This is a genomic window from Lysinibacillus sp. OL1, assembly GCF_004332175.1.
GTDB classification, from domain to species: Bacteria; Bacillota; Bacilli; order Bacillales_A; family Planococcaceae; genus Lysinibacillus; species Lysinibacillus capsici.
In genome coordinates this window covers 290,778-313,290 of the sequence record NZ_SJDS01000001.1, presented here as the reverse complement: position 1 = coordinate 313,290, position 22,513 = coordinate 290,778, and the positions used below count along the sequence as shown (strand labels likewise).

General features: G+C 39.7%; 17 protein-coding genes and 1 pseudogene. 3 read left to right on the top strand and 15 right to left on the bottom strand.

Annotated elements, in window-relative coordinates:
• Window position 1 precedes the first annotated feature (1 nt).
• The 5 genes from EW028_RS01615 to EW028_RS01595 form a co-directional block, all read right to left on the bottom strand.
• Window positions 2-1,516, bottom strand: a complete 1,515-nt coding sequence (locus tag EW028_RS01615; protein WP_131519693.1) for an NCS1 family transporter — start codon at window positions 1,514-1,516, stop codon at window positions 2-4.
• Between the two features lie 124 nt (window positions 1,517-1,640).
• Window positions 1,641-2,903 (bottom strand): NAD-dependent dihydropyrimidine dehydrogenase subunit PreA, encoded by a 1,263-nt coding sequence (gene preA, locus EW028_RS01610; protein WP_048389894.1) that lies wholly within the window; start codon window positions 2,901-2,903, stop codon window positions 1,641-1,643.
• A gap of 194 nt (window positions 2,904-3,097) precedes the next feature.
• Complete coding sequence (locus tag EW028_RS01605; protein ID WP_131519692.1) at window positions 3,098-4,465, bottom strand: NAD(P)-dependent oxidoreductase; 1,368 nt, start codon at window positions 4,463-4,465, stop codon at window positions 3,098-3,100.
• A gap of 98 nt (window positions 4,466-4,563) precedes the next feature.
• The gene (gene hydA / locus EW028_RS01600; protein WP_131519691.1) at window positions 4,564-5,967 is read right to left on the bottom strand and encodes a dihydropyrimidinase; all 1,404 of its coding nucleotides are present in this window, start codon (window positions 5,965-5,967) and stop codon (window positions 4,564-4,566) included.
• 44 nt (window positions 5,968-6,011) lie between these two features.
• Complete coding sequence (locus EW028_RS01595; protein ID WP_131519690.1) at window positions 6,012-7,256, bottom strand: Zn-dependent hydrolase; 1,245 nt, start codon at window positions 7,254-7,256, stop codon at window positions 6,012-6,014.
• Between the two features lie 140 nt (window positions 7,257-7,396).
• Between EW028_RS01595 and EW028_RS01590 the strand changes: the two genes are divergently transcribed.
• The 3 genes from EW028_RS01590 (at window position 7,397) to EW028_RS01580 (ending at window position 11,634) form a co-directional block, all read left to right on the top strand.
• A complete protein-coding gene (locus tag EW028_RS01590; protein WP_131519689.1) occupies window positions 7,397-8,566 on the top strand; it encodes a PucR family transcriptional regulator in 1,170 nt (389 codons plus the stop codon).
• Between the two features lie 172 nt (window positions 8,567-8,738).
• Window positions 8,739-10,100: an aspartate aminotransferase family protein gene (locus EW028_RS01585; protein ID WP_048389882.1), complete on the top strand. Its 1,362-nt coding sequence runs from the start codon at window positions 8,739-8,741 to the stop codon at window positions 10,098-10,100.
• Between the two features lie 13 nt (window positions 10,101-10,113).
• Window positions 10,114-11,634 carry a CoA-acylating methylmalonate-semialdehyde dehydrogenase gene (locus EW028_RS01580; RefSeq protein WP_131519688.1) on the top strand — a complete coding sequence of 507 codons (1,521 nt, stop codon included), beginning with the start codon at window positions 10,114-10,116 and terminating at the stop codon, window positions 11,632-11,634.
• 92 nt (window positions 11,635-11,726) lie between these two features.
• On the opposite strand, the gene EW028_RS01575 is transcribed toward EW028_RS01580, so the two are convergent.
• The 10 genes and pseudogenes from EW028_RS01575 to panB form a co-directional block, all read right to left on the bottom strand.
• Window positions 11,727-12,044: a DUF378 domain-containing protein gene (locus EW028_RS01575; RefSeq protein ID WP_048389879.1), complete on the bottom strand. Its 318-nt coding sequence runs from the start codon at window positions 12,042-12,044 to the stop codon at window positions 11,727-11,729.
• Window positions 12,045-12,226: 182 nt separating this feature from the next.
• Window positions 12,227-12,712, bottom strand: a complete 486-nt coding sequence (locus tag EW028_RS01570; protein ID WP_131519687.1) for a methylated-DNA--[protein]-cysteine S-methyltransferase — start codon at window positions 12,710-12,712, stop codon at window positions 12,227-12,229.
• The gene (locus EW028_RS01565) at window positions 12,699-13,613 is read right to left on the bottom strand and encodes a DNA-3-methyladenine glycosylase family protein (RefSeq protein WP_131519686.1); all 915 of its coding nucleotides are present in this window, start codon (window positions 13,611-13,613) and stop codon (window positions 12,699-12,701) included. The genes EW028_RS01570 and EW028_RS01565 overlap by 14 nt, the downstream gene beginning before the upstream one ends.
• 14 nt (window positions 13,614-13,627) lie before the next feature.
• Window positions 13,628-14,191: a bifunctional transcriptional activator/DNA repair enzyme AdaA gene (locus EW028_RS01560; protein ID WP_131519685.1), complete on the bottom strand. Its 564-nt coding sequence runs from the start codon at window positions 14,189-14,191 to the stop codon at window positions 13,628-13,630.
• A gap of 25 nt (window positions 14,192-14,216) precedes the next feature.
• Window positions 14,217-14,423: pseudogene (locus tag EW028_RS01555) on the bottom strand (isocitrate lyase/PEP mutase family protein); the annotation flags it as partial.
• Between the two features lie 669 nt (window positions 14,424-15,092).
• The gene (gene dinG, locus EW028_RS01545) at window positions 15,093-17,864 is read right to left on the bottom strand and encodes an ATP-dependent DNA helicase DinG (RefSeq protein WP_131519684.1); all 2,772 of its coding nucleotides are present in this window, start codon (window positions 17,862-17,864) and stop codon (window positions 15,093-15,095) included.
• A 182-nt stretch (window positions 17,865-18,046) separates the two neighbouring features.
• A complete protein-coding gene (locus EW028_RS01540; protein ID WP_131519683.1) occupies window positions 18,047-20,179 on the bottom strand; it encodes a 5'-nucleotidase C-terminal domain-containing protein in 2,133 nt (710 codons plus the stop codon).
• 228 nt (window positions 20,180-20,407) lie between these two features.
• The gene (panD, locus tag EW028_RS01535; protein WP_131519682.1) at window positions 20,408-20,791 is read right to left on the bottom strand and encodes an aspartate 1-decarboxylase; all 384 of its coding nucleotides are present in this window, start codon (window positions 20,789-20,791) and stop codon (window positions 20,408-20,410) included.
• Between the two features lies 1 nt (window position 20,792).
• The gene (gene panC / locus EW028_RS01530; RefSeq protein WP_054550960.1) at window positions 20,793-21,647 is read right to left on the bottom strand and encodes a pantoate--beta-alanine ligase; all 855 of its coding nucleotides are present in this window, start codon (window positions 21,645-21,647) and stop codon (window positions 20,793-20,795) included.
• Window positions 21,647-22,483, bottom strand: coding sequence for a 3-methyl-2-oxobutanoate hydroxymethyltransferase (gene panB, locus EW028_RS01525; RefSeq protein WP_131519681.1), 837 nt, complete (start codon window positions 22,481-22,483; stop codon window positions 21,647-21,649). Before panB ends, panC begins: the two co-directional genes overlap by 1 nt.
• Window positions 22,484-22,513 lie beyond the last annotated feature (30 nt).

Genomic DNA, 22,513 nt, shown 5'->3' with positions numbered 1-22,513 from the left:
CTTACTCGGCACCCTTCATCTCTAACAGAGGATCTGGTTGCTCCACCAGTTCATCTTCATCTGGGAGAGTCGTTGGAGCTGTTGGTTGGCCAAATATTTCATCTAAATTATGTCCGACAGTAATACCTAAATATTTGGCATCACTTGGATCATCTAGCTCAGCTTGTGGATACTTTTTAAACCACCAATACTTCGCTAATACATAATATACAATCGCGCCTACAGCGAACCCTACTAAAGAAGAGTAAGTTGAAAATATATTGGCAACTGCACCACCGATTACCCAAGCGATTAATCCAGCCATATTAAAGCCCTTATAATATTTAAATTGCCCATCTAATTCATAAAGCTCTTTGACATGTACACGCCGTTTACGAATCAGGTAGTAATCAGCAAATAAAATACCTACAATTGCTGTTAAAATACCGCCAATGATTAATAGGACATTGACCATGACATCAAATAGACTCCAGGGCTGTGCAAGAATACCAATAATCCCTGCAATAACTACCCCTACCCAGAATGGCACTTTCGGTCCACCGATATTAGAGAAAATAGTAGCTGCTGGTACAACGTTGGCAGAGGTATTTGTCGACCATTGTGCTAATACAATCATCAGCAATAGAATTCCAAGAATAAAGCCGCTTGCACTTTGCTGTAAGGCATTAATTGGGTCTGCCGAGGCAACTGCCATATAGCAAACTGCACCAATCGTAACAATGAATGTGTTTGTAATGGGCATGACAATTAAAGAGCCTACAAGCTGTGTTTTATTACGCTTGAACCAATTACGCTCATTTTTGGGTGCTTTAAAGAAGCGGGACAAGGATGGCATATCTGCTGCTAAGGTTGCCCAAAAGCCCATATTTGCCATCACCACTACCATGAAGGCGGTAAAAGCAGCGAAGCCTGTTGTTGGGGTTTCCACCCACGTCCAAATATTTTTTCCCTGAGATGTTGCATTATCTGCCAATGTGTAATACATCCAACAAGAAATTAAAATAATGACAGGGGCTGCTAAATCAGCAAAACGCTCAATGGATTTAATACCAAGAGATGTATTAAAGAGTTGAAGCGCTGCAAACACAAGGAAGCAGATAAACCAATTATCAAAGTCAAACAATAAATTTAAAATTCCGTTTATCGCTAATGCACCAAAATACGTATTCAAACCAAACCAACAGGCAGCTGTAACACCACGTACAAGAGAAGGTATATGAGTACCAAATGTGCCAAATGGTGCACGCATATAAACAGGGAAAGATAATCCATGCTCTATTCCGATGTCACCAATTAACGTCATAAAGACGCCAATTAAACAAGAACCTACCAATGTTGCCACAATCACCATTGGTAAGGATAAATTCATAATAGCCGAACCACCAATGGCAAAAGCCGCTAATACAATTGCCATTCCTATCCAAATCACCGCAAAACCAAATGTTCCAATATTTCTTTGTTGATGTGTCACTGGAAGCAAATCTGGGGATTTTAAATAATTCCCTTCACGTTCCATAATGTTTCTCTCCTTTTTTTCTAATTTCCGTGACAACCTACTTGAAGTGCCTTCCTTCACCCAAAATGCTGAAGGAAGGTGGAATTTCGATTTTAATCTTTATTCAAAAATGAACAACGGTCCTTTATTTTGATAGACTGCTAAGAAGTGATTGGCGTTCATTCCATGTCATTGGCGGAATTGTAGATGGGCGTTCAACCATTGAAATGGCTCCATCGACAGGACAAACAATTGAGCATAAATTACAGCCTACGCAGTCTTCCTCACGAACCTTTAGCATTGGGCGACCATCCTCCGTATAAAGGTCAATACATTGATGGGATGTATCCTCGCAAGCAATATGACACTTATTGCAATTAATACAAACATCATTATTAATTTCTGCGACAATTTTATAATTTAAATCTAAATCACCCCAGTTTGAATACCTTTGTACAGAGCGACCAACTAAATCCATGACGGAAGCTAGACCTTTATCATCTAAGTAGTTATTCAGCCCATCAATCATATCCTCCACAATACTAAAGCCATGATGCATTGCTGCTGTACATACCTGTACGCCTGTCGCACCCATTAAAATAAATTCCGCTGCATCCTGCCAATTGGAGATCCCCCCAATGCCCGAAATCGGTACATTGACTAATGGATTACGAGCACATTCTGCAACCATGTTCAGTGCAATTGGTTTAACTGCTGGACCACAATAGCCCCCATGAGCTCCTTTTCCAGCCACATGTGGTACTGTATTCCAAGAATCTAAATCAACACCAGCTAAACTGTTAATCGTATTAATCATACTCACAGCATCTGCTCCACCTCGTGTTGCCGCTTCCGCCGTCACGGTAATATCCGTAATGTTGGGCGTTAGTTTAACAATAACAGGTGTACGCGCCGCTTCCTTTACCCAGTACGTTTGTTTTTCCACCAATTCAGGGACTTGACCAGAGGCAGAACCCATGCCTCGTTCTGCCATCCCATGTGGACAACCAAAGTTAAGCTCAAGACCATCAACCCCCACATCTTCTACTCGTTTGACAATTTCATGCCATTTTTCTTGCTTTGGTTCCACCATTAACGAGGCAATAATTGCGTGATTAGGAAATTTCTTTTTCGTCTCATAAATTTCTTGTAAATTCACTTCTAATGGTCGATCCGTAATTAATTCAATATTGTTAAAGCCTGCCACACGTTGGCCATTATAGCTAACTGCTGCAAAACGGGAAGACACATTTAAAATCGGTTCTCCTAACGTTTTCCAAACTGCGCCACCCCAGCCAGCTTCAAATGCACGTTGGACTTGATAGCCTGAATTCGTTGGTGGAGCAGATGCTAGCCAAAATGGATTCGGCGATTTGATGCCCGCTAAATTAATGCGTAAGTCTGCCATATAAGTTCCCCCTCTATCCGTACTAACAATCTTTTGTCAACTGAAAGCATAGTGCCAGATACAGGCTGTATGACCACCATTTCAAAACATAGGCTAATGTAATCATTCAGGTGGGGGATTAACAGCCTGTATAAACTCGATTGGTGAATCTAACAATCAGTCGAGAAAGAGCCTCCACTGATTGAAGGTTCACTTTATGCAATCTCACTTGGTTTTCTTAAACGTTCATGAATCTTATATGCTGCATCTTTTCCTTGCTGTACAGCGGTCACTACCATCGCTTCACCCTGTCCATTACCAAAGACAACATCTCCACATGCAAATACTTTGTCATTGGACGTTTGCATTGTTGTCTCATCAATGTCTACGACACCATTTGTATGAGCTAAACCAAAGGCTTCAATTAACGATACAAAACGAGTTTGCCCGATGGCTTTAATAACAGCATCCACTTCAATGATAAAATTGGAGCCCTTTACTTCTTCAGGGCGTTGTCGACCATCAGGACCTGCCTCACCAAGCTTCATTTTCACACATTCAATGCCTGTCACCTTTCCTGCTTCATTGCCAATAATTTTTTTAGGTGCAGTTAGCCATTTAAATGCCACACCATCCTGCTTGGCAAATTCATATTCAAATTTGTATGCTGTCATTTCTTTTTCTGTTCTACGATAGAGAATTTGTACATTATCTGCGCCTAAACGCACCGCACTTGTAGCACCGTCTATCGCCGTGTTTCCAGCACCGATTACGGCTACTCGTTTCCCTACAATATCATTTGTAAGCGGTCCCATTTTTGTTTTTCGAATAAACTCAATGGCATCATGTACCCCTTCTAATTCTTCCCCATCAATGCCCAAATTTGGGACAGCACCCATACCGACAGCTAAAATCACACTGTCATACTGAGCCAAAATTTCATCAGCAGAAATATCCACACCTACAGCTGTATTCGTTTGAATGTCCACACCGAGCTGTTCAATCTGCTCTACTTCCCAATCTACGACATCATTTGGTAATCGGAATGCTACAATCCCATAGCTTCCTAAGCCCCCTGCCTTCGCTTCAGCCTCATAAATAGTTACTTGATAGCCTAAACGACTGAGCTCACGAGCTGCCGACAAACCAGCAGGACCTGCCCCTACAATGGCTATTTTCTGTCCATTATGTGGACCTGCCTTAAATAGCTGAGCATTGGTTTCCATTGCCCAATCCGTTGCATAACGTTGTAACTCACCAATTTTAATTGGCTTTGTTGAAGAATTTAAGACACACGCCCCTTCACACAGTTCTTCCGTTGGACAAACTCTTGCACAGCTTGCACCAATTGGGTTTGCTTCTAATATAGTCGTAGCAGAACCCTTCATATTACCAGATGCAATTTTTTTTATGAAATTTGGTATTTGAATACTTGTTGGACATGCTTTAATACATGGTGCGTCATAGCAATACAAACAACGATTGGCTTCCTCAATAGCCTCATTCTTTGTCATCTTACCTTTTAATTCCACAAAATTACGTCTAAGCTGCACGGTCATTGCATTTTCTTGAATCGGAACCATTTCCACATCCCCCTCATGTGTTCATTTTTTCCGTACCCTAATTACGAAACCGATTGTTTTGCTCTCCAGTCAAAACAATCGGTCTATCCTGTAGGAAGCTAAATGTTTAGAGCTTCCGCAGTTACTGTTTTTAATGGACGTTTAATGTATCGTCCACTGCCAAGTACACCTACAAATTCTTTATTTTTAATGACATATTCCCCACGTACGAGTACACTAACAGGCTCACCTGTTACCTCCCAGCCTTCATATGGGTTATAGTCCACATTCATATGATGTGTTTTAGCTGAAATTTGACGCTGTGCCTCTGGGTCAAAAATGACGATATCCGCATCTGAACCAATTGCAATCGTTCCTTTTTGCGGGAATAAGCCAAATATTTTTGCGGCACTAGTAGAGATCATATCAACAAATTCATGGATGGAAATTCTGCCTTTTGCCACGCCCTCAGAGTATAAAATACTGAAGCGGTCTTCAATGAATGGTCCGCCATTTGGAATTTTCGAGAAATCATTTAAGCCTAATTGCTTTTTACCTTTAAAGCTAAAGGAGCATTGATCTGAGCCAATCGTCTGTAGCTGTTTTGCCTTTAAGGCATTCCATAAATGTTCTTGATGATATTTAGGACGAAGTGGCGGTGACCAAACATATTTGGCTCCTTCAAAGCCTGGTTGCGCTAATGCGGATTGATCGAGTGTTAAATATGGTGGACAAGTTTCACCATAAACATCATAGCCCTTTTCACGAGCGGCAATAATTTCATCTACCGCTTCTTTACATGTCACATGCACCACATAGAGCTTCGCACCAGCTATATGCGCTAATTCGATAGCACGCTTTGTTGCCTCTCCTTCCAATTCCGCTGGACGAGTTAGTGCATGATAGATCGGTTCCTTATGTCCAGCACGTCTTGCCTCCTCTACTAGCTCATCTATAACAGAGCCATTTTCACAATGGACCATCACTATCGCACCAAGATCCTTAGCGATTTTAAAGGCTTTAAATAGTGTACGATCTGTTGCTTGGAATTCTTTTGCATAAGCCATGAAGACCTTAACAGAAGTAATGCCCTCTTGCTCCAACAATTGTGGTAATTCAGCTTCGGTTTCAGGTGTTAGATCACCAATCATCAAGTGGAAGCCATAGTCAATAGCAGATTTTCCTTTTGCCTTGTCATGCCATTTCTCTACGGCTGTTGCTAATTTTTCTTCTCCTGCTGTTAAACAGAAATCTAAAATAGTAGTTGTCCCACCAAAAGCCGCTGCAATGGTGCCTGATTTCCAATCATCATCCGTCACCGTGTTATTGAATGGCATGTCTAAATGCGTATGGGGATCAATGCCTCCAGGCAATACGTACTTGCCTGTAGCATCAATAATTTCGGCGCCAGCATCCGTTAAATTTTGTCCAATTTGAACAATTTTCCCGTTCTCAATTAAAATATCTGCCTCAAATACATCAGCAGCAGTTGCTACTCGTCCACCTTTAATGATTTTTTTCACTATGCCTCTCACCCTTCATCACAAAATTAGAGAATGCTTGATAGTTAATGCAGTGTATATGTTTCGCCCATACTAAACTTCGTTTGTAGCGTTAACACCGTTTCCAATAGAATATCTGCGCCCTTTGCACAATCTTCAAAGGCTGTTTCCTCTTCTTCACAATGACTCTTCCCTTCAATACTTGGAACAAAAATCATCGCGGAAGGAACCATACTTGCCATATACTGTGCATCATGTCCAGCGCCACTAAACATACGATGAGATGAATAGCCAAAGCTTTGACAAGCTCTTTCTACTTCATTGCAAATCGCACTATCAAAATACACGGTATCTCTGCCCCATAACTTGACAGGCTGAATATGGCATCCGCCCGCTGTCTCAGGAAGCGCGTTGAGAATATCCTCAACCTGTTGCATGACCTCTGGCTTTTGATGACGTGAATCAATTGTAAATGTCACCTTATTTGGGATAACGGTATGAATATTCGGGGAAACATTCATACGACCAAAAGTAAAAACAAGTTGTTCGTCAATTTTTCCTAATTGTTCATATAGCTCTTTAATGATAGTTGATGCCACAATCATTGGGTCTTTACGCATTGGCATTGGGGTTGTACCTGCATGGTTTGATTGCCCACTAATTGTAATTTCATAGCAGACCATGCCTAGCACACCTTCAACAACACCAATTTCCTGCTGTTTTGCTTCTAATACTGGCCCTTGTTCAATATGCAATTCGATATAAGCAAGTGCCTCCTTCAGACGATTGGCTTGCTCTCCCTCATAGCCACTTGCTTGTAAAGCTTGTTGAAAACGAATGCCGTTTTTATCTGTAGATTGTAGCATTTTTTCTTTGTCAAATTTTGAGGTAATGACGCCTGAACTCATCATGGCTGGATCAAAACGTGCCCCTTCTTCATTCGTGAAATTGACAATCGTAAGAGGAATGTCCACTTCGATATCATTTTCCTTTATTGTTCGAATGGCCTCGATCGCTGTTAGTACACCTAACACACCATCAAATTTTCCACCTTTTTCTACTGAATCTAGATGGGAACCCATGACAATGGGTGGCACATTCTTTTTACCAGGAAGAGTGGCGTAAATGTTGCCCATATCGTCCACCTGAATATCCATTCCTAACGTTTTGCAACACTCACAAAAATAGTTTCTTGCTAATACATCCTCATTCGAAAGAGACAAACGTGTGACGCCACCATTTTCGGTGGCCCCAAATTGACTAAATTGTTCAATTAACTCTTGCAATCGTCTACTATTACATTTATACATATGCAAGTCCTCTCTTTCACAGTAGTTAATAAACATTCTAAAATAGATAAAATTTGTGAGATATGGATAGTAAACTAAAAAAATATGTGCAACTGCACATCATATATGGTAAGTTATGTTCATAATTAAGGGGGGAACGTATGGGGACGATTCGTAAAATTGTAGAGGGAGTTCATTTCCCAATGCTCACATTAGTCGCTGGACATAGTGGTACGTATCGCAGAGTTACTGGTATTAATGTTGTGGAAAGCAGTCATTTAATCATGTTTTGTAGACCCAATGAATTAGTCGTCACAACAGGTATTAATTTAGATGCGCAGCAAGACTCCTTGGAACATCTTGTCAAACAGGCATACACGAAAAAAGTAGCTGGCTTTATCATTAATACAGGACCATTCATTCCTAGCATTCCAGAAGCCGTCATCTCTTTTGCCAATCAACATGATTTCCCAATTTTTCAAATGCCATGGAATTATCGCATTGCTGATCTATTAAAAACTACCTTTCAATTTATTGCCAATCACCATCAAGAGCTTTCTATCGAAGAAAAGGTTCTTTTCAATCTACTATTTCATTACAAACAAAACACTAACACAATGAAAGATCAACTAGCACAGCTAGGATTTCCTCAAGGAAGAGAATTAGCGATCATAACTTGTACAACCATTGGCTCCAAAGCAGCTATTGACCGTTATGAGGTCATGATCCAATTCGCTTTTCAAAATCGCTATCAACGCTTCTTAAAATTAAAGCATAAAAATCACCTCATCTTTTTAATTGATAAAGCACAAATCAATACACCTAATATACCCTTCTCAAAAGTTGTAGAAGAAATCTATGAAAAAATCACGCTAAAAAATGGTTACTTGGATATTATTATCGGCAAAGGTAACTTTCATAAAGAGCTAGAAAATGTTCACCAAAGCTATGATGAGTCCTTAACCGTCATCCATTTAGCACAGCTTCATAACAATCGTTATTTGTATAAATACAAAGAAATCGGTGCCTATAAAATATTGATGGCTGTGAAAAATCAGCCCCTAATGAAATCGTTTAGTCAGGATATTTTAGGACAGCTTTATCACTATGATGAACTACATGGGACAGACTATGTACCTTTTTTACGTATTTTTGTTGAGGAAAATGGCAGTACAAGCAGGATTAGTGAACGTCAATTTATACATCGAAACACCGTCCTCTATAAAATTAAGAAAATTGAAATGCTATTAGATATGGACTTAAGCAATCCCTTTACGAAGACTAATTTGTATATTGCCTTTTTAATTGAGGATGTCTTGATGCATCAATAGCCTGTCACAACATTAAATTAACTGAATTATCTTTCTCATTAAATACTCCTTCTAAAATTCTTGAAGCATACATATAAAGTACAAATGGGGGCGACTGCGCATTTTTGTTGTCCACATCTGAGGAAAACATATGCATGCTAATCAACTACCTGTTTAGAAGGAGTGAAGCTTCGTGACAAATGTAACAAGTCCCAATTGGCAAGTAAAAGATGAACAATTCGTATGGCATTCTATGAAGCCCTACAATCCAAATGCAACAATGATCGTCCAATCCTCTAAAGGAGCATGGATTACTGACATTGAAGGCAAGCGCTATTTAGATGCAATGGCAGGTTTATGGTGTGTGAACGTTGGCTATGGACGTGAGGAGATTGCCAAAGCTGCCTATGAGCAATTGCTAGAAAATACGTATACCCCATTATCTGTTGGGCATATCCCTGCTATTCAATTAAGTGAAAAAATTAATGAGCTTTTAGGGGATGATTATGTCGTCTTCTTCTCCAATAGTGGCTCAGAGGCAAATGAGGCAGCCTTCAAAATAGCTAGACAATATCATCAACAAAAAGGTCACGTCAATCGAACGAAAATTATTTCTCGTTACCGGGCCTATCATGGTAGCTCGATGGGTGCTCTTGCAGCTACTGGACAAGCTCAACGAAAGTATAAATATGAGCCACTGGCACCAGGTTTTATACATGTCACTCCACCTGACGCTTATCGTGCCAATGAAGACCATATTCAAAGTAAGGACCCTTGTGCATTACCATCCGTCCAAGCAATCGATCATGTCATGACTTGGGAAATGTCAGATTCCATAGCAGCAGTCATTATGGAGCCTATTATTACTGGCGGTGGTGTAATTATGCCCCACGACAGCTACTTACAGGGAGTTAAAGCTGTTTGTGAGAAGCATGGCGCACTACTCATTGTCGATGAAGTCATTTGTGGTTTTGGTCGTACAGGCAAAGCTTTTGGATTCCAAAACTACGGCATCCAGCCTGATATTGTGACTATGGCAAAAGGCTTAACAAGCGCTTATATGCCACTGTCTGCTACAGCTGTTCGTCGTGAAATTTATGAGGCGTTTGCTGGAACTGAGGAATATGACTTTTTCCGTCATGTCAACACATTCGGTGGATCACCAGCAGCATGTGCCGTCGCATTAAAAAATATTGAAATAATGGAAAAGGAAAATTTATTTGCCCACTCGGCTGCACTAGGTGCTACATTACTCACTACATTACAGGAGCAATTAAAGGAGCACCCGAATGTTGGGGATATTCGTGGGAAAGGCTTATTAATTGGCGTAGAGCTAGTACAAGATAAAGATAGCAAAACACCGCTCGACATGACACTTGTGAACAAAGTGATCACACAATGTAAGGAACAAGGGTTACTCATTGGGAAAAATGGGGTAACCGTGGCAGGTTTCAATAATGTGTTAACCTTATCTCCTCCTCTGATTATTTCCTCAGACGAGACGAATTTCATTGTTGAAAAATTTGTACAAGCCTTACATTCTATTAAACTGTAGGAGGAATAGCTAGATGGTAACAAATACAGACATACAGGATTTAGGTCATTTTATCAATGGACAAACAGTTCTAGGGAAAAGCGGTCAGTTTTCAGATGTTTACAATCCAAGCACAGGTACTGTCATTGCTCGTGTACCTTTGGCAACAAAACAAGAGGTACAGGAAGCGATTGCTGCTGCCCAAGCGGCTTTTCCTGCTTGGCGTGGCTTATCAGTTGGTAAACGAGCTGAAATTATCCTTAGATTCCGCCAACTCATAACAGAAAATATCGATGAACTAATTGATATGATTTGTACAGAGAGTGGCAAAACGATTGAGGATGCCAAGGGCGAAATTACTCGCGGTTTAGAATCTGTTGATTTAGCTATCAATGCCCCCCATTTACTTAAAGGAGAGTATTCAGTGAATGTTGGTGGTCATATCAATGCCTATTCTCTGAAAGAACCATTAGGCATAGTAGCGGCTATTTCCCCATTTAATTTCCCTGTCATGGTACCGCTAGCAATTACAAGCATGGCGGTGGCTGTAGGAAACTGTGTGATTCTGAAGCCGTCAGAGCGGGTTCCTTGCTCAGCATTATTTTTATCAGAGCTGTGGAAAGAGGCAGGCTTACCAGATGGGGTTTGGACTGTTATTAATGGAGACAAAGATGCTGTTAATGAGCTGTTATGCCATCCAGCCATTGAAGCGATTTCCTTTGTAGGCTCTACGCCAGTTGCAGAAGCCATTTATGCTACAGCCTCTAAACATGGGAAGCGTGTCACAGCACTTGGGGGAGGTAAAAATAATATGGTGGTTATGCCAGATGCTGACTTAGAGCATGTAGCAAATGCCTTTTTAGGGGCTGCCTATGGAGCTGCCTCCCAGCGTTGTATGGCACTGTCAACCATTATTCCTGTTGGGGAGGATACAGCCAATAAATTAGTGGGTATTCTTGCCGATAAAATTGCCAAATTAAAAGTGGGTCCCTATACAGATGCCGAAGTTGATTTTGGACCAGTCATTACTCAGCAATCAAAGGATGCCATCATTGGCTATATCGATCGTAGCCTAGAAGAAGGCGCAACATTGGTCTGCGATGGGCGAAATCCGGAAATTTCCAAACAATCGAATGGTTTCTATCTTGGACCTACATTACTCGATCATGTAAAGCCTGGAATGGAAATTTATGAACAAGAGGTTTTTGGACCTGCACGTAATGTCGTCCGCGTGGCATCATTAGAGGAAGCTATAGCCCTTATTAATGCCCATGAATTAGGAAATGGTGTAACCATCTTTACGAACAATGGTGCAGCAGCTCGAAAGTTTACCACTGAAATTGAAGTAGGTATGGTAGGTGTCAATGTACCCATTCCTATTCCAGTAGGCTATCATAACTTTGGTGGCTGGAAACGATCAAGATTTGGTGAGGGGCATATGTTTGGACCTGACCAAGTTCGTTTCTTCACAAAAGCGAAAACCATTTCAGAAAAATGGATAGAACAAGGAAATGACATTACCTCTTCCTTTGCATTTCCAAGTAATCAGGACTAATCCTAAAAAAATAAATATTCGCGTAGTCAATAGCTACGCGAATATTTTGAAAAACTGACGCGACAACATGGTCACTAGTTTTTACAGTTTAACTATTTGTTCTCTTTTTTCTCTTCCGTTTTTCTTACTTCTGAGAAATCTGTTTCTTCTCCAGCCTCCATGCCATAGCTAGGATTTCTATCCATACGAGTAAATGTATCTACATCATCCTCGTCTTCAAATCGCTTTACAAGAATTGGAATCGAAATTAGCCCAGCAAGACCAACGAGTGCATAAACCCAACGAGATAAGACCGCCGTTTGTCCACCAAATAAATAAGCCACTAAATCAAATCTAAAGAATCCAATGAGTCCCCAGTTGATTGCACCTATAATAACTAGTACTAAGGCGATTCTATAAAGCACGCTCATGTGTACACCTCCTTTATTTTCAATACTCCAAGCTATATTTCTTAGCAGGGAGGTGTCATAAGAAGCGATAAAATGACAAAGACTAGTCATTACAACCGCCATTTTGACGGTCTTATTTTTTGCAATAACCTCTTTTTTATACTGTGTACAAATAGCGAAATGACGTACTCTGATGAATGGGGTTACTTGGATAAATTTTTATGTGTCTGCTCATGCTGAAGCAGCCATTCTTTGCGCCACATCCCGCCTCCATAACCTGTCAGCGTTCCATTGGAGCCGATAATTCGATGACATGGCACAACAATGCTGATATTATTTTTACCATTCGCACTACCAACAGCCCTTACAGCTTTTTCATTGTTAATAGCAATGGCGATATCCTTGTATGAAGCCGTTTCACCAAATCCTACACTCGGTAAAACATGCCAAACAGCTTGTTGAAAATCTGTACCTCGAAAAACATAAGGAAATGAAAACTCCTGACGATCACCTAGAAAATACTCATGCAATTGCTTAACACATTCCAGTAAAACTTCAGGTGTGTCTTGCTGAGGAGCATTGACGATCTGCTCTCGCTCTGCAAAGTTAATGGCATCAATTGCTGTATCACTTCCCTCAACTTCTATAATCCCAATTGGTGATGAATAATCTAATTTATACCGTTTCATACAGTGACCTCCATAAATAAAAGGTGGCATAAGCTTGCCAGCCTTGCCAATGTTCCGCATAGTTCTTTAATTCTTCAATTGTTGGTTTTCGTTCTAATGCTAGTTGTATTTTTAAAGCATTATGTAGACCTACATCTGCTATAGGAAATGCTGTCGGTTGTTGCAGACATTTCATAAGCACATAATCTGCTGTCCATGCACCAATTCCTCGAATGTCCATTAATCGTTTTTTCATGGCTTCGTAGTCCTCTTGTTGCCACAGCAAATTTTTTGTCAATTGTCCGCTTACGATAATTTTGGCAATATCAATAATGTATTCTGATTTCCTCCGTGTAAATTGGAGGTGGATCAAATCATCTACCTCAATAACGGCTATTCTCTCTGGCGTTGGAAACAGCCAGTAGCTTTGCCCCTCAAAGTAAACATATTCTCCAAAATGCTCGACAAATCTCTTTTTTAACATATAGGCAAAAGTTAAATTTATTTGTTGACCAATAATTGCCCAAACTAATGCTTCAAATAAATCAGGAATCCCGATTAACCGTAATCCGTTATATTTCTTCACAAGTGGCTTTAGGATTTGATCGTTTTCAGCCATCTGGTAATACCCCTGCAAATCCTTTGTTAAATCAAACCACTCTGCGATATATTGTGCGATGATCGCCTGTTCATGGCTAGCTGGCTGTTTCATTGGAAATATTACTATTATTTTATGTGCTTGTTCAGTTATTTCACATAAAATAAATTGTTCATCAATCTTTAATAATTTGTAGAGCACATCATCCTTTATATAGTGAAGTATTTCGTGATGTGAGCGCTTTAAGAACTGCAAACACTCTCTATAATTAAATGCCTGTGGTAACTCGATAACTAAATAGCCAACATCGTTTGTCCATTTCATATCATGTCCTCCTGCTACGATAGGTTACGGTATTCTGTAGGCGAACAATTTTTCAGCCGTCGAAAAACTTTATAAAAATTAGATGGGCTTTGAAAGCCAGCTTCATAACATATTTCTAAATTTGTAAAGTCGGTATGTTTTAATAGATGGGCAGCCTTATCAATTCTGATTTTCTCTAAATACGTTCGGGGCGTCTCAGCAGTCTCTTGTTTAAATAGTCGTTCAAGGTGAAAGGGACTGAGGCCAACATGCTCCGCCATATCCTGTAAAGTCACTTTTTGTTTATATTCCTTCATAATAAAAGTCGTGACATTTTTTATCAATTGCGTGTGTGGGGAATGTTCGATTTCAGGCTGACATCGTTTACATGCCCGATAGCCAGCCGCCTCTACCTTTTGGATATCTTCATAAAATTCAACATTCATCTTTTTCGGCTTTCTGGATTTACAGGAAGGACGGCAATAAATCTTAGTAGTTTTAACCGCTGTATAAAAAAGCCCATCATAGGTTTGATCACATGTTATAATCTTTTCCCACTTTTCCTCAAAAGATAAATTGATATTGATTGCATTGTCCACGATTATCTCACCTCATTCCCATCGACTATATATATAACGCAGAAGTATCTTGGTCTTTTAATAATTGTGTAGCATACGGTGTTAAATGCGCAATTATTTTATCTGAAAGTGCATTTCCAAAGCTAAAGCGTTTCACCCCTAATTCTTTTAGTAGCTTGACATTCGTTAAATTAGGTAAAGAAAGAAGATTAATGGGCGCATTTATATTACGAGTCATCGCGCTTATTTCATTATATTATCAGGAACCACCCTTTTATTTCGTCCTCAATCTTGCTGTTATGGTCTATAATAATGTTTTAGCAAATAGCTTGTAATAGGCTATTCGATTGTTTACATATAATCTAGTAACTATAGAATAGGAGCTATGACCCGTACATGGAAAATACAATAGTCAGAAGAATAAATTTATTCACACTTATTATCCTAGTTATGTTCGCTCTCATCCCCCCCTGTTAGCGCAATAGCCCAACAGATAAGCTGCTAGATCCTCTTGTGTTAGGACAGCATTTAATTCCAAAATGGTCTCCATCGAAGATATATTGAGTGATGTCCATGAACATTCTTTTGTGGCTAGTAATCAATCGTATTATAATGAAAGAAGATAATTAAAATTGTTATGCTATAATAAGTTTAAATTAGCTACAATAAGGTAAATATATACATTTAATTAATGCCAAGGTATGTTTACAAACCTATTGAATAATCGCAAAAGTTATGATGCCAAACAAGCAACGGCAATCACTATGAACTATATTACAGAAATCGTTCGTAATGCTAATCTTTTTGATGAGCAAACTAAAAACAAGCAACGAGAATCATACTAGTAAGATAACATTGCTATTCTTTAATGGCTTCAACAATACGTAAAAACCCCTTCTAGCAATGCTAAAAGGGGTTTCTGCTATTTTTGCCAATGATTTAGTTCCTTTAACAATTCGGGTAGCTGCAATTTCTTTACATCGATAGGTGGTAATGCCTTAATAAACTCTTTCCCATATGACTTACTAGTAATTCGTCGGTCTAGGACAATAAAAGCTCCTTTATCCTGCGAAGAACGTATTAATCGACCAAAGCCTTGCTTAAACCTCATGATCGCTTCTGGTAAGGAAAGCTCCGTAAAGGAATTGCGGCCTTGAGTAGTTAGATGCTTTGCCCTCGCCTTAAAAACAGGCTCTTCTGGTGAAGAAAATGGTAATCGTACGACAATAACAGAGGCAAGTGCATCTCCTGGAACATCTACCCCCTCCCAAAAACTGTTTGTACCAAATAGTACGGCATGACTAAATTTTTGGAAGGATTTTAGAATGCGCATACGGCTACCACCTGTAACACCTTGTGCAAATAGCATGTAATCATCTAATAGTTCACTATCTTGGATAAGCTCGACTGTTTTTCGTAGCATATCCTGTGCTGTAAAGAGTACAAAGCAACGCCCTTCTGTCATTCGAACAGTCCGCGTAATTGCATGGGCAACAGCCTCAATGTATTCTTCTTGGCTGACATGCTGAATATCTGGCATATCAGTGACGATAAATGCCTTAGCCCCAGCATAATAGGCTGGCGGAGCTTGTAGTTTCAAGACTTCAACATTATCAGAAATGCCTAGCTGGCGTGTAACAAAGCGCTCATTGCCTGGTACCGTTAATGTGCCAGATGTCCAAACAATACTTGCTTGCTGACGTAATGGTGCTAATACTTGTTCAATTATCGGCGTTACATTGACAGGCTTCTTAAAGACATGGAGACTGCCAGGGACACTTCGTACATCAAATTCTAACCAAACCGAATTGCCTTCCTGTGGAGACAGAAAAATATCGTCCCATTCAGCTATTTTTATCTTCACTTCTCGAATCCAATATTGCCATTCAGATAATACATATTGATCGTTTTTATCTAGCTGCTCAATCGCATTTTCGAAGGACTGCGTAATGCTAGTAGCGAGATCCAGCCATTGCTGGGTTAGTTTGCTTACTTGTGCAAACGTTTCTTTCGCAAATGAAACATCCTCTAAAAACAAGGTGCATTTACTACCTGCTTGTTTCCCTTTCGTTTGCTGTTGCAATTTTTGAATAGTTCTCTGAATTGTTTCATCAAATGTCCGCTGCAAACGTATAAATTGTGCATCAAGATGCTGTAAATTTTGCATGGCTACTCGCTGTTTTTTCTTCGCTGCCTGGCAAAACTGTTGAAATAAAGCCGTGTCTTCCATCGTACCAATTTGTCCAAAAATATACTTCCATTGTGTATAGGAGAAGACTACTTCATCCTGCTGCATTGCAGCCTGAATAAATTGATGCGCCTCGTCAATAATCCAGCCATCTATTTCTGTAAAGAGTGGTGTTTGACGCACTAAATCACTTAAAACCATGGCGTGATTCGTTACAATACAGTCAGCAACTGCACTGTTCTTTAAAGCTTGCTCATAGAAATCAAAGCCCTTTGAAGGCTTGTCATTCGGTATTTTTCGGATTTTCTCTAAAAACAGTTGTCCTCCACCAGAAACATTGAGCTCGCTCAACACACCAGTCTCTGTTTTGGTCAACCACACAAGTATTTGTAAGATAGTAAATGTATCATCATAGGATTCATCAGCATATGCCATACATTGCTCAAAGCGATCGAGATCAATATAATGCTGCATTCCCTTCAGCACACACAAATTCACCTTTGTCCCAAGGATTTTTTCGATCTTTGGTAGCTCTTCTTCTACAAGCTGTTCTTGTAAATAGGAAGTATACGTACTGATGGCAATCTTTTTATTAACAGCACGGGCAAATAAGATGGCTGGAAGTAAATAGCCAGCAGTTTTACCAATACCTGTAGAAGCTTCAATCACGCACTCCTGTTGTTCATGTAATGCCCGCCAAATCGTGTCCATCATGTCAAATTGTGCAGGACGTTCCTCAAAATTTGGCAGTGCCTTTGACATTAAAGTTATTTTCTCATCTACTGATTGAGGGTAGGCAATCGTTTCTGTCACATGCTCATGCTTATTTCGGCCATTGCCAATCGCAAAATTACGGTAATAGTGTACTTTTTCGCGGCCCATCGTATGCTGGCGCTTAATTTGCAACGCCTCAAAAAAAAGCTGAGAAATATTTGATTTTAAGCGAAAGGAACGCTTATGCATCTGTTCAAGTGTAAGCTGTGGTAAACTTAGTAGCTCCTTCCAGCAATGCTTGAATAGCTCTGCTGTCGCGCGAGCATCGTCATCCGCTCGATGTGCATTTGCTAACTCAATATTTAAATCGGCCGCTAAATCCCCTAGCTTAAAACCAAGGGACATAGGGAACAAAATTTTAGCTAGCTCCACCGTATCCATTTTTTTACCTTGCCATTTCGGTAGTCCAGCACGTTTAAACTCTGCTTGTAAAAAGGATAAGTCAAAATCTGCATTATGTGCAACAAATACACAGTCAGCAAGTAGCTCATATATGTAATCCGCATGCGCTTCAAATGGGAAGGCATCCTTTACATCCTCATTCGTTATATGCGTTAAATCTTGAATGAAAGTTGGAATAGCTTTCCCCGGATTTATGAACTTCGTATAGGTACGCTCAATTTCCCAATCCTTCATAATAACAATGGCAATTTGAATCATCCGGTCCCCATTGGCTGGTGAATGACCAGTTGTCTCCAAATCTACAATTGCATATTTTTGACTTTCCATCATACATCTCAACTCACAGTTCACATTAGATAAGTTGAATTTTATCATATTATTGGCTCTGCGGCATCCTTTCTCCTCTTTGTTGAATCACCGCATCCATACAAAAAACGCAACCTTGGAGAAATCAATCCCCTAAGGTTGCGTTGTGGAATCGTTATGGAGTGCTTACTCAAACAACGTTACGCTTATTGTTTTTTTGCTACATCAACAATACGACCCTCTGTTGTTGTTTTCACTTCTTTAAGTGATAGTAATTGCTCTTGAAGGTTTTCCCAATCAGATAAGCCTAAATCTGTAACACGACCTTCTTCATATGCTTTAGCAAACATATCTAGGCCATCTCCACCTTTAGCAGTATAGGCATTTGTAGCTACTGTGTAAGTTTTACCATCTTCAATAGCAACATATTTACCTGTTGCTTTATCTAAATATTCGATAGATACAACACGTGAGCCTACTTCTTTTGACGAATCATATTGTAATTTCGCTCCAGCAATGTGTAAGAAGCCACCATTTTCTTTAGGTGCATTTTTCAAGGACACTTCAAATGCTGCTTTTAGCTCAGCACCTGTTGCATCCATTAATGCTAATGTATTACCGAATGGTAATACTGTAATTACTTGACCAACTGTAATATTCCCAGCTGGAATTGCTTCTCGAATACCACCGCCATTTTGTAATGCCATTACAACCGTTTTATCAGTATATTTTTGTGCCTTTGCTAGCATACCGTCTGTAATGATATTACCTAGGGCTGTTTCATTACTACGCACACTTTCAAGACTTGTTTCACTTGCACGTGGGTTAGCTAAAGCTTCTTTTAATGTTACACCAATTTCTTTGTTGTTCACTTCATCTACTTTTGCTTTATAAGGTGCTAGTAATTTCACTAATGTTTCGTCTTCAGCTACCTTACCAAGGTCGATTAATTCGCCACCATATTCAGTAACTACACCATCTCCATCAAATGTTACATCAAGCGTACCTAAGTATTTTACATACTCATTGGCCTGTACAATTAATGTAGCATCCTTTGCTTCACCTACTGTATTTGTATCAACAACGAATGGTTCGTCTAATTTTGTATGATCATGTGCGCCAACAATGACATCAATGCCTGGCACATTTTTAGCAAGTAAAATATCATTATCAACATTCGGATTATCATTGTAGCCAATATGTGTTAAAGCGATAATTTTGTTGACACCCATTCCTTCAAAGGCTGCCACTGCTTTTTTCGCTTCCTCTATATAATTTGTAAATGTTACTTTATCAGGAGAAGCAATATCAGCCGTTTCCTCAGTCGTTAAGCCGAAAATACCTACTTTTTCTCCATCAATTTCTTTTACAATACCAGAATAAATTTTACCATTCTCAGGTTCACTTGAAATTAAATCAGTAAATAAGCCTGTGAATTTAGCATCTGCTGAGAAATCAGTATTAGCATCTACAAATGGGAATTTAGCCCCTTTAACAAAATCCGCTAATGCTTGATGACCTTCAGGAGAGGCACCTAAATCAAATTCATGGTTACCAAATACCATTGCATCAAAGCCAATTTCATTTAATAGCGCTAGATCTGCTTGTCCATGGAATTCATTGAAATATAATGTACCATTGAATGCATCGCCAGCATGTAATGTTAAAACATTTTTCTTTGCTTCCCTTTGTTCTTTTACAGCTGTCGCCAATTTAGGTAATTCATTTGCACGAGCATGTGTATCATTCACATGTAAAATCGATAATGAGAATGCATCTTCTGGTGTTTCAGGAGTCTCTGGAGTTTCTGGGTTTGATTTTGTTAGAGCCTCTGCAATGAATGTTGCCAGTTGTCCACGTGTAACTTTTTCACTAGCCTCATGATTTTTTGCACTTTCTAGCTCTGGTAATGTTGGAATAGATGCTAAAATTTTTGCTAAATCACCATGAGTAATTGTTTGGTTTGGACGGAAAGTATTATCTCCATAGCCTGTAATGACATTTAATCCTACAAGGGCTGCAATTGAGCCATAATAAGGATTTGATGCACTAATATCCGTAAATTTTGGATCCTCTACTTCTTTTGTATCCAATTTTAATGCGCCTGCAATCATTTTTGCCGCTTGTCCACGTGTGACATTTGTATCTGGTTTGAATGTACCATCTGGGTAACCACTAATAATCCCTGCTGCATAAAGTGTAGAAATGCCTTCAAAATCTGCATGACTTTCCTTTACATCCGAAAAAGGACTTGCTGCTGATGCTGGTACTACCGCTACCGCTGTTACAGCCAATGCTGCTGCAGTTACTGTTAAAAATTTGTTACGTTTATTTTCCATGACAAATGATACCTCCACTAGTAAAATGATGTACTAACAACTAAATTCTACATAAATATGACGCAAAATACTAGAACATTTGTAAAATTATAATTATGTTAACTAGTTTAATAGTAATAAAAGCAAATTTTTGCCAGTAACTTTTGGTATAAACGTAATCGCAAAAAAGGAGGATAGGCTATACTTTGCCATCCTCCTCTCTAGTATTAATTGATACTATTACTGAATTCACATCACAGTTGCTTCTGGCTCGTGTGCGATCATTTCCTTAATTGTATTGCCCTCTCCCATGATGGCTACAGTTGGTTGATGATCTTTTGCCTCATGATTATCCACATACACATAGGAAATAATAATGACAATATCACCACGCTGCACAAGTCTTGCTGCTGCGCCATTAACACAAATGACACCTGATCCTCGTTCACCAGCTATAATATATGTTTCAAAACGAGCGCCATTATTGTTATTAACAACATGTACTTTTTCGTTTGCCAGCATACCTACTGCATCTAAAATATCTTCATCTATTGTTATGGAGCCTACATAGTTTAAATCTGCCTGTGTCACTGTTCCACGGTGGATTTTACTATTCATCATCATACGTAACATACTATAGTCCCTCTTTCACAGTAAAAATACAATTATCGATTAAACGTGTTTTACCTATATAAACAGCTGCTGCCAACAGAACTTGCTGAGTTGCAGTTGTCACTGGTGTTAAATCTGGATATGTTAATAATTCAATATAATCAATGCGGCCATGTGTTCTTGCATGAATATGAGCTTTTGCTTTTGCAAGTGCTTTATCAGCATCACCATTCGCCAAAAAGCTATCGCGAGCCAACTGTAATGCTTCATTGATCGCCGGAGCCTCTTGTCGCTCTGACTCACTTAAATAGACATTACGAGAAGATTTCGCTAAACCGTCCTCCTCGCGTACAATTGGGACAACACGCATTTCTAAAGGGAAATTAAAATCACGTACCATTGTCGCAATAATCGCAACCTGCTGTGCATCTTTTTGACCGAAATAAGCTCTTGTTGGCAGTGTTAAATGAAATAATTTAGAGACAACCTGTAAAACACCATCAAAATGACCAGGACGACTTGCACCACAAAGAATGGTAGCCTGCTCACCTGCATGTAGACGAATCCCTCCATCTTGAGGATACATTTCTTCCACACTTGGTGCGAACACAATATCAACGCCCACAGATTCAGCTAATGCAGTATCTCTAGGCAAATCACGAGGATAACTTTCAAAATCCTCATTTGGCCCAAATTGTGTTGGGTTGACAAATATACTCATCACAACGACATCATTTTCTACACGAGCTGTTTGTGCTAATGTTAAATGACCTTCATGTAAATAGCCCATTGTCGGAACAAGTCCAATCGTTTTTTGAGCATGCTTAGCTGCTTGAATTTCTGTGGCTAATGCCTGTATGGTCGTGATGACTTTCATCATTTAACGCCTCCATATAGCTGATCTAATGCTTCCTCTTTCATTGTGAAGAAATGCTTTGGAGCTGGGAAAGTACCCGCTTTCACTGCTTCTACGTAACCCATCATCCCCGCGCTTGCTTCTTTGCCCATATCAGCAAATTGTTGAACAAATTTCGGTACATGGTGCGAACCGTAGCTTAGCATGTCATGATACACCAGCACTTGTCCATCAGCCTCAATACCAGCGCCTATGCCAATGGTTGGAATAACAAGACTAGCTGAAACAATTTCTGTCAGCTGATGAGGGATACATTCCAACACGACTGCACATGCTCCAGCCGCTTCGCATTGTTTTGCTTCTTCAAGCAGTGTAGCAGCCTGTTCAGCTGTTTTTCCTTGTACCTTATAACCACCAAGCACTCCCGCTGATTGAGGCAACAAGCCTAAGTGAGCTACTACTGGAATACCAGCTGACGTTAATTTACGAATGACAGGTATAACTTCACCTGCCCCCTCAACCTTTACAGCATCTGCTCCTGTTTGTTGCATCATCCCAATGGCTGTTTTGAGTGTCTCATTGACATCGCCATGATAAGAACCAAAGGGCATATCAACGACTATAAACGTATCCTTTGCCCCTCGTCTTACTGCTTTTGCATGATGAACCATATCAGCTACAGTTACAGGCATTGTAGAATCATAGCCAAGCACGACCATTCCAAGTGAATCCCCGACTAGTATCATCTCAACGCCAGCTTCTTCCGCGAATTTAGCAGCTGGATAATCATAGGCCGTCACCATCACGATTTTCTCGCCTGCTGCTTTCATCTTTAAAAAATCTGTTGTCGTTTTCATTTTGTAGTCCTCCTTTTTTAAAGGAAGAAA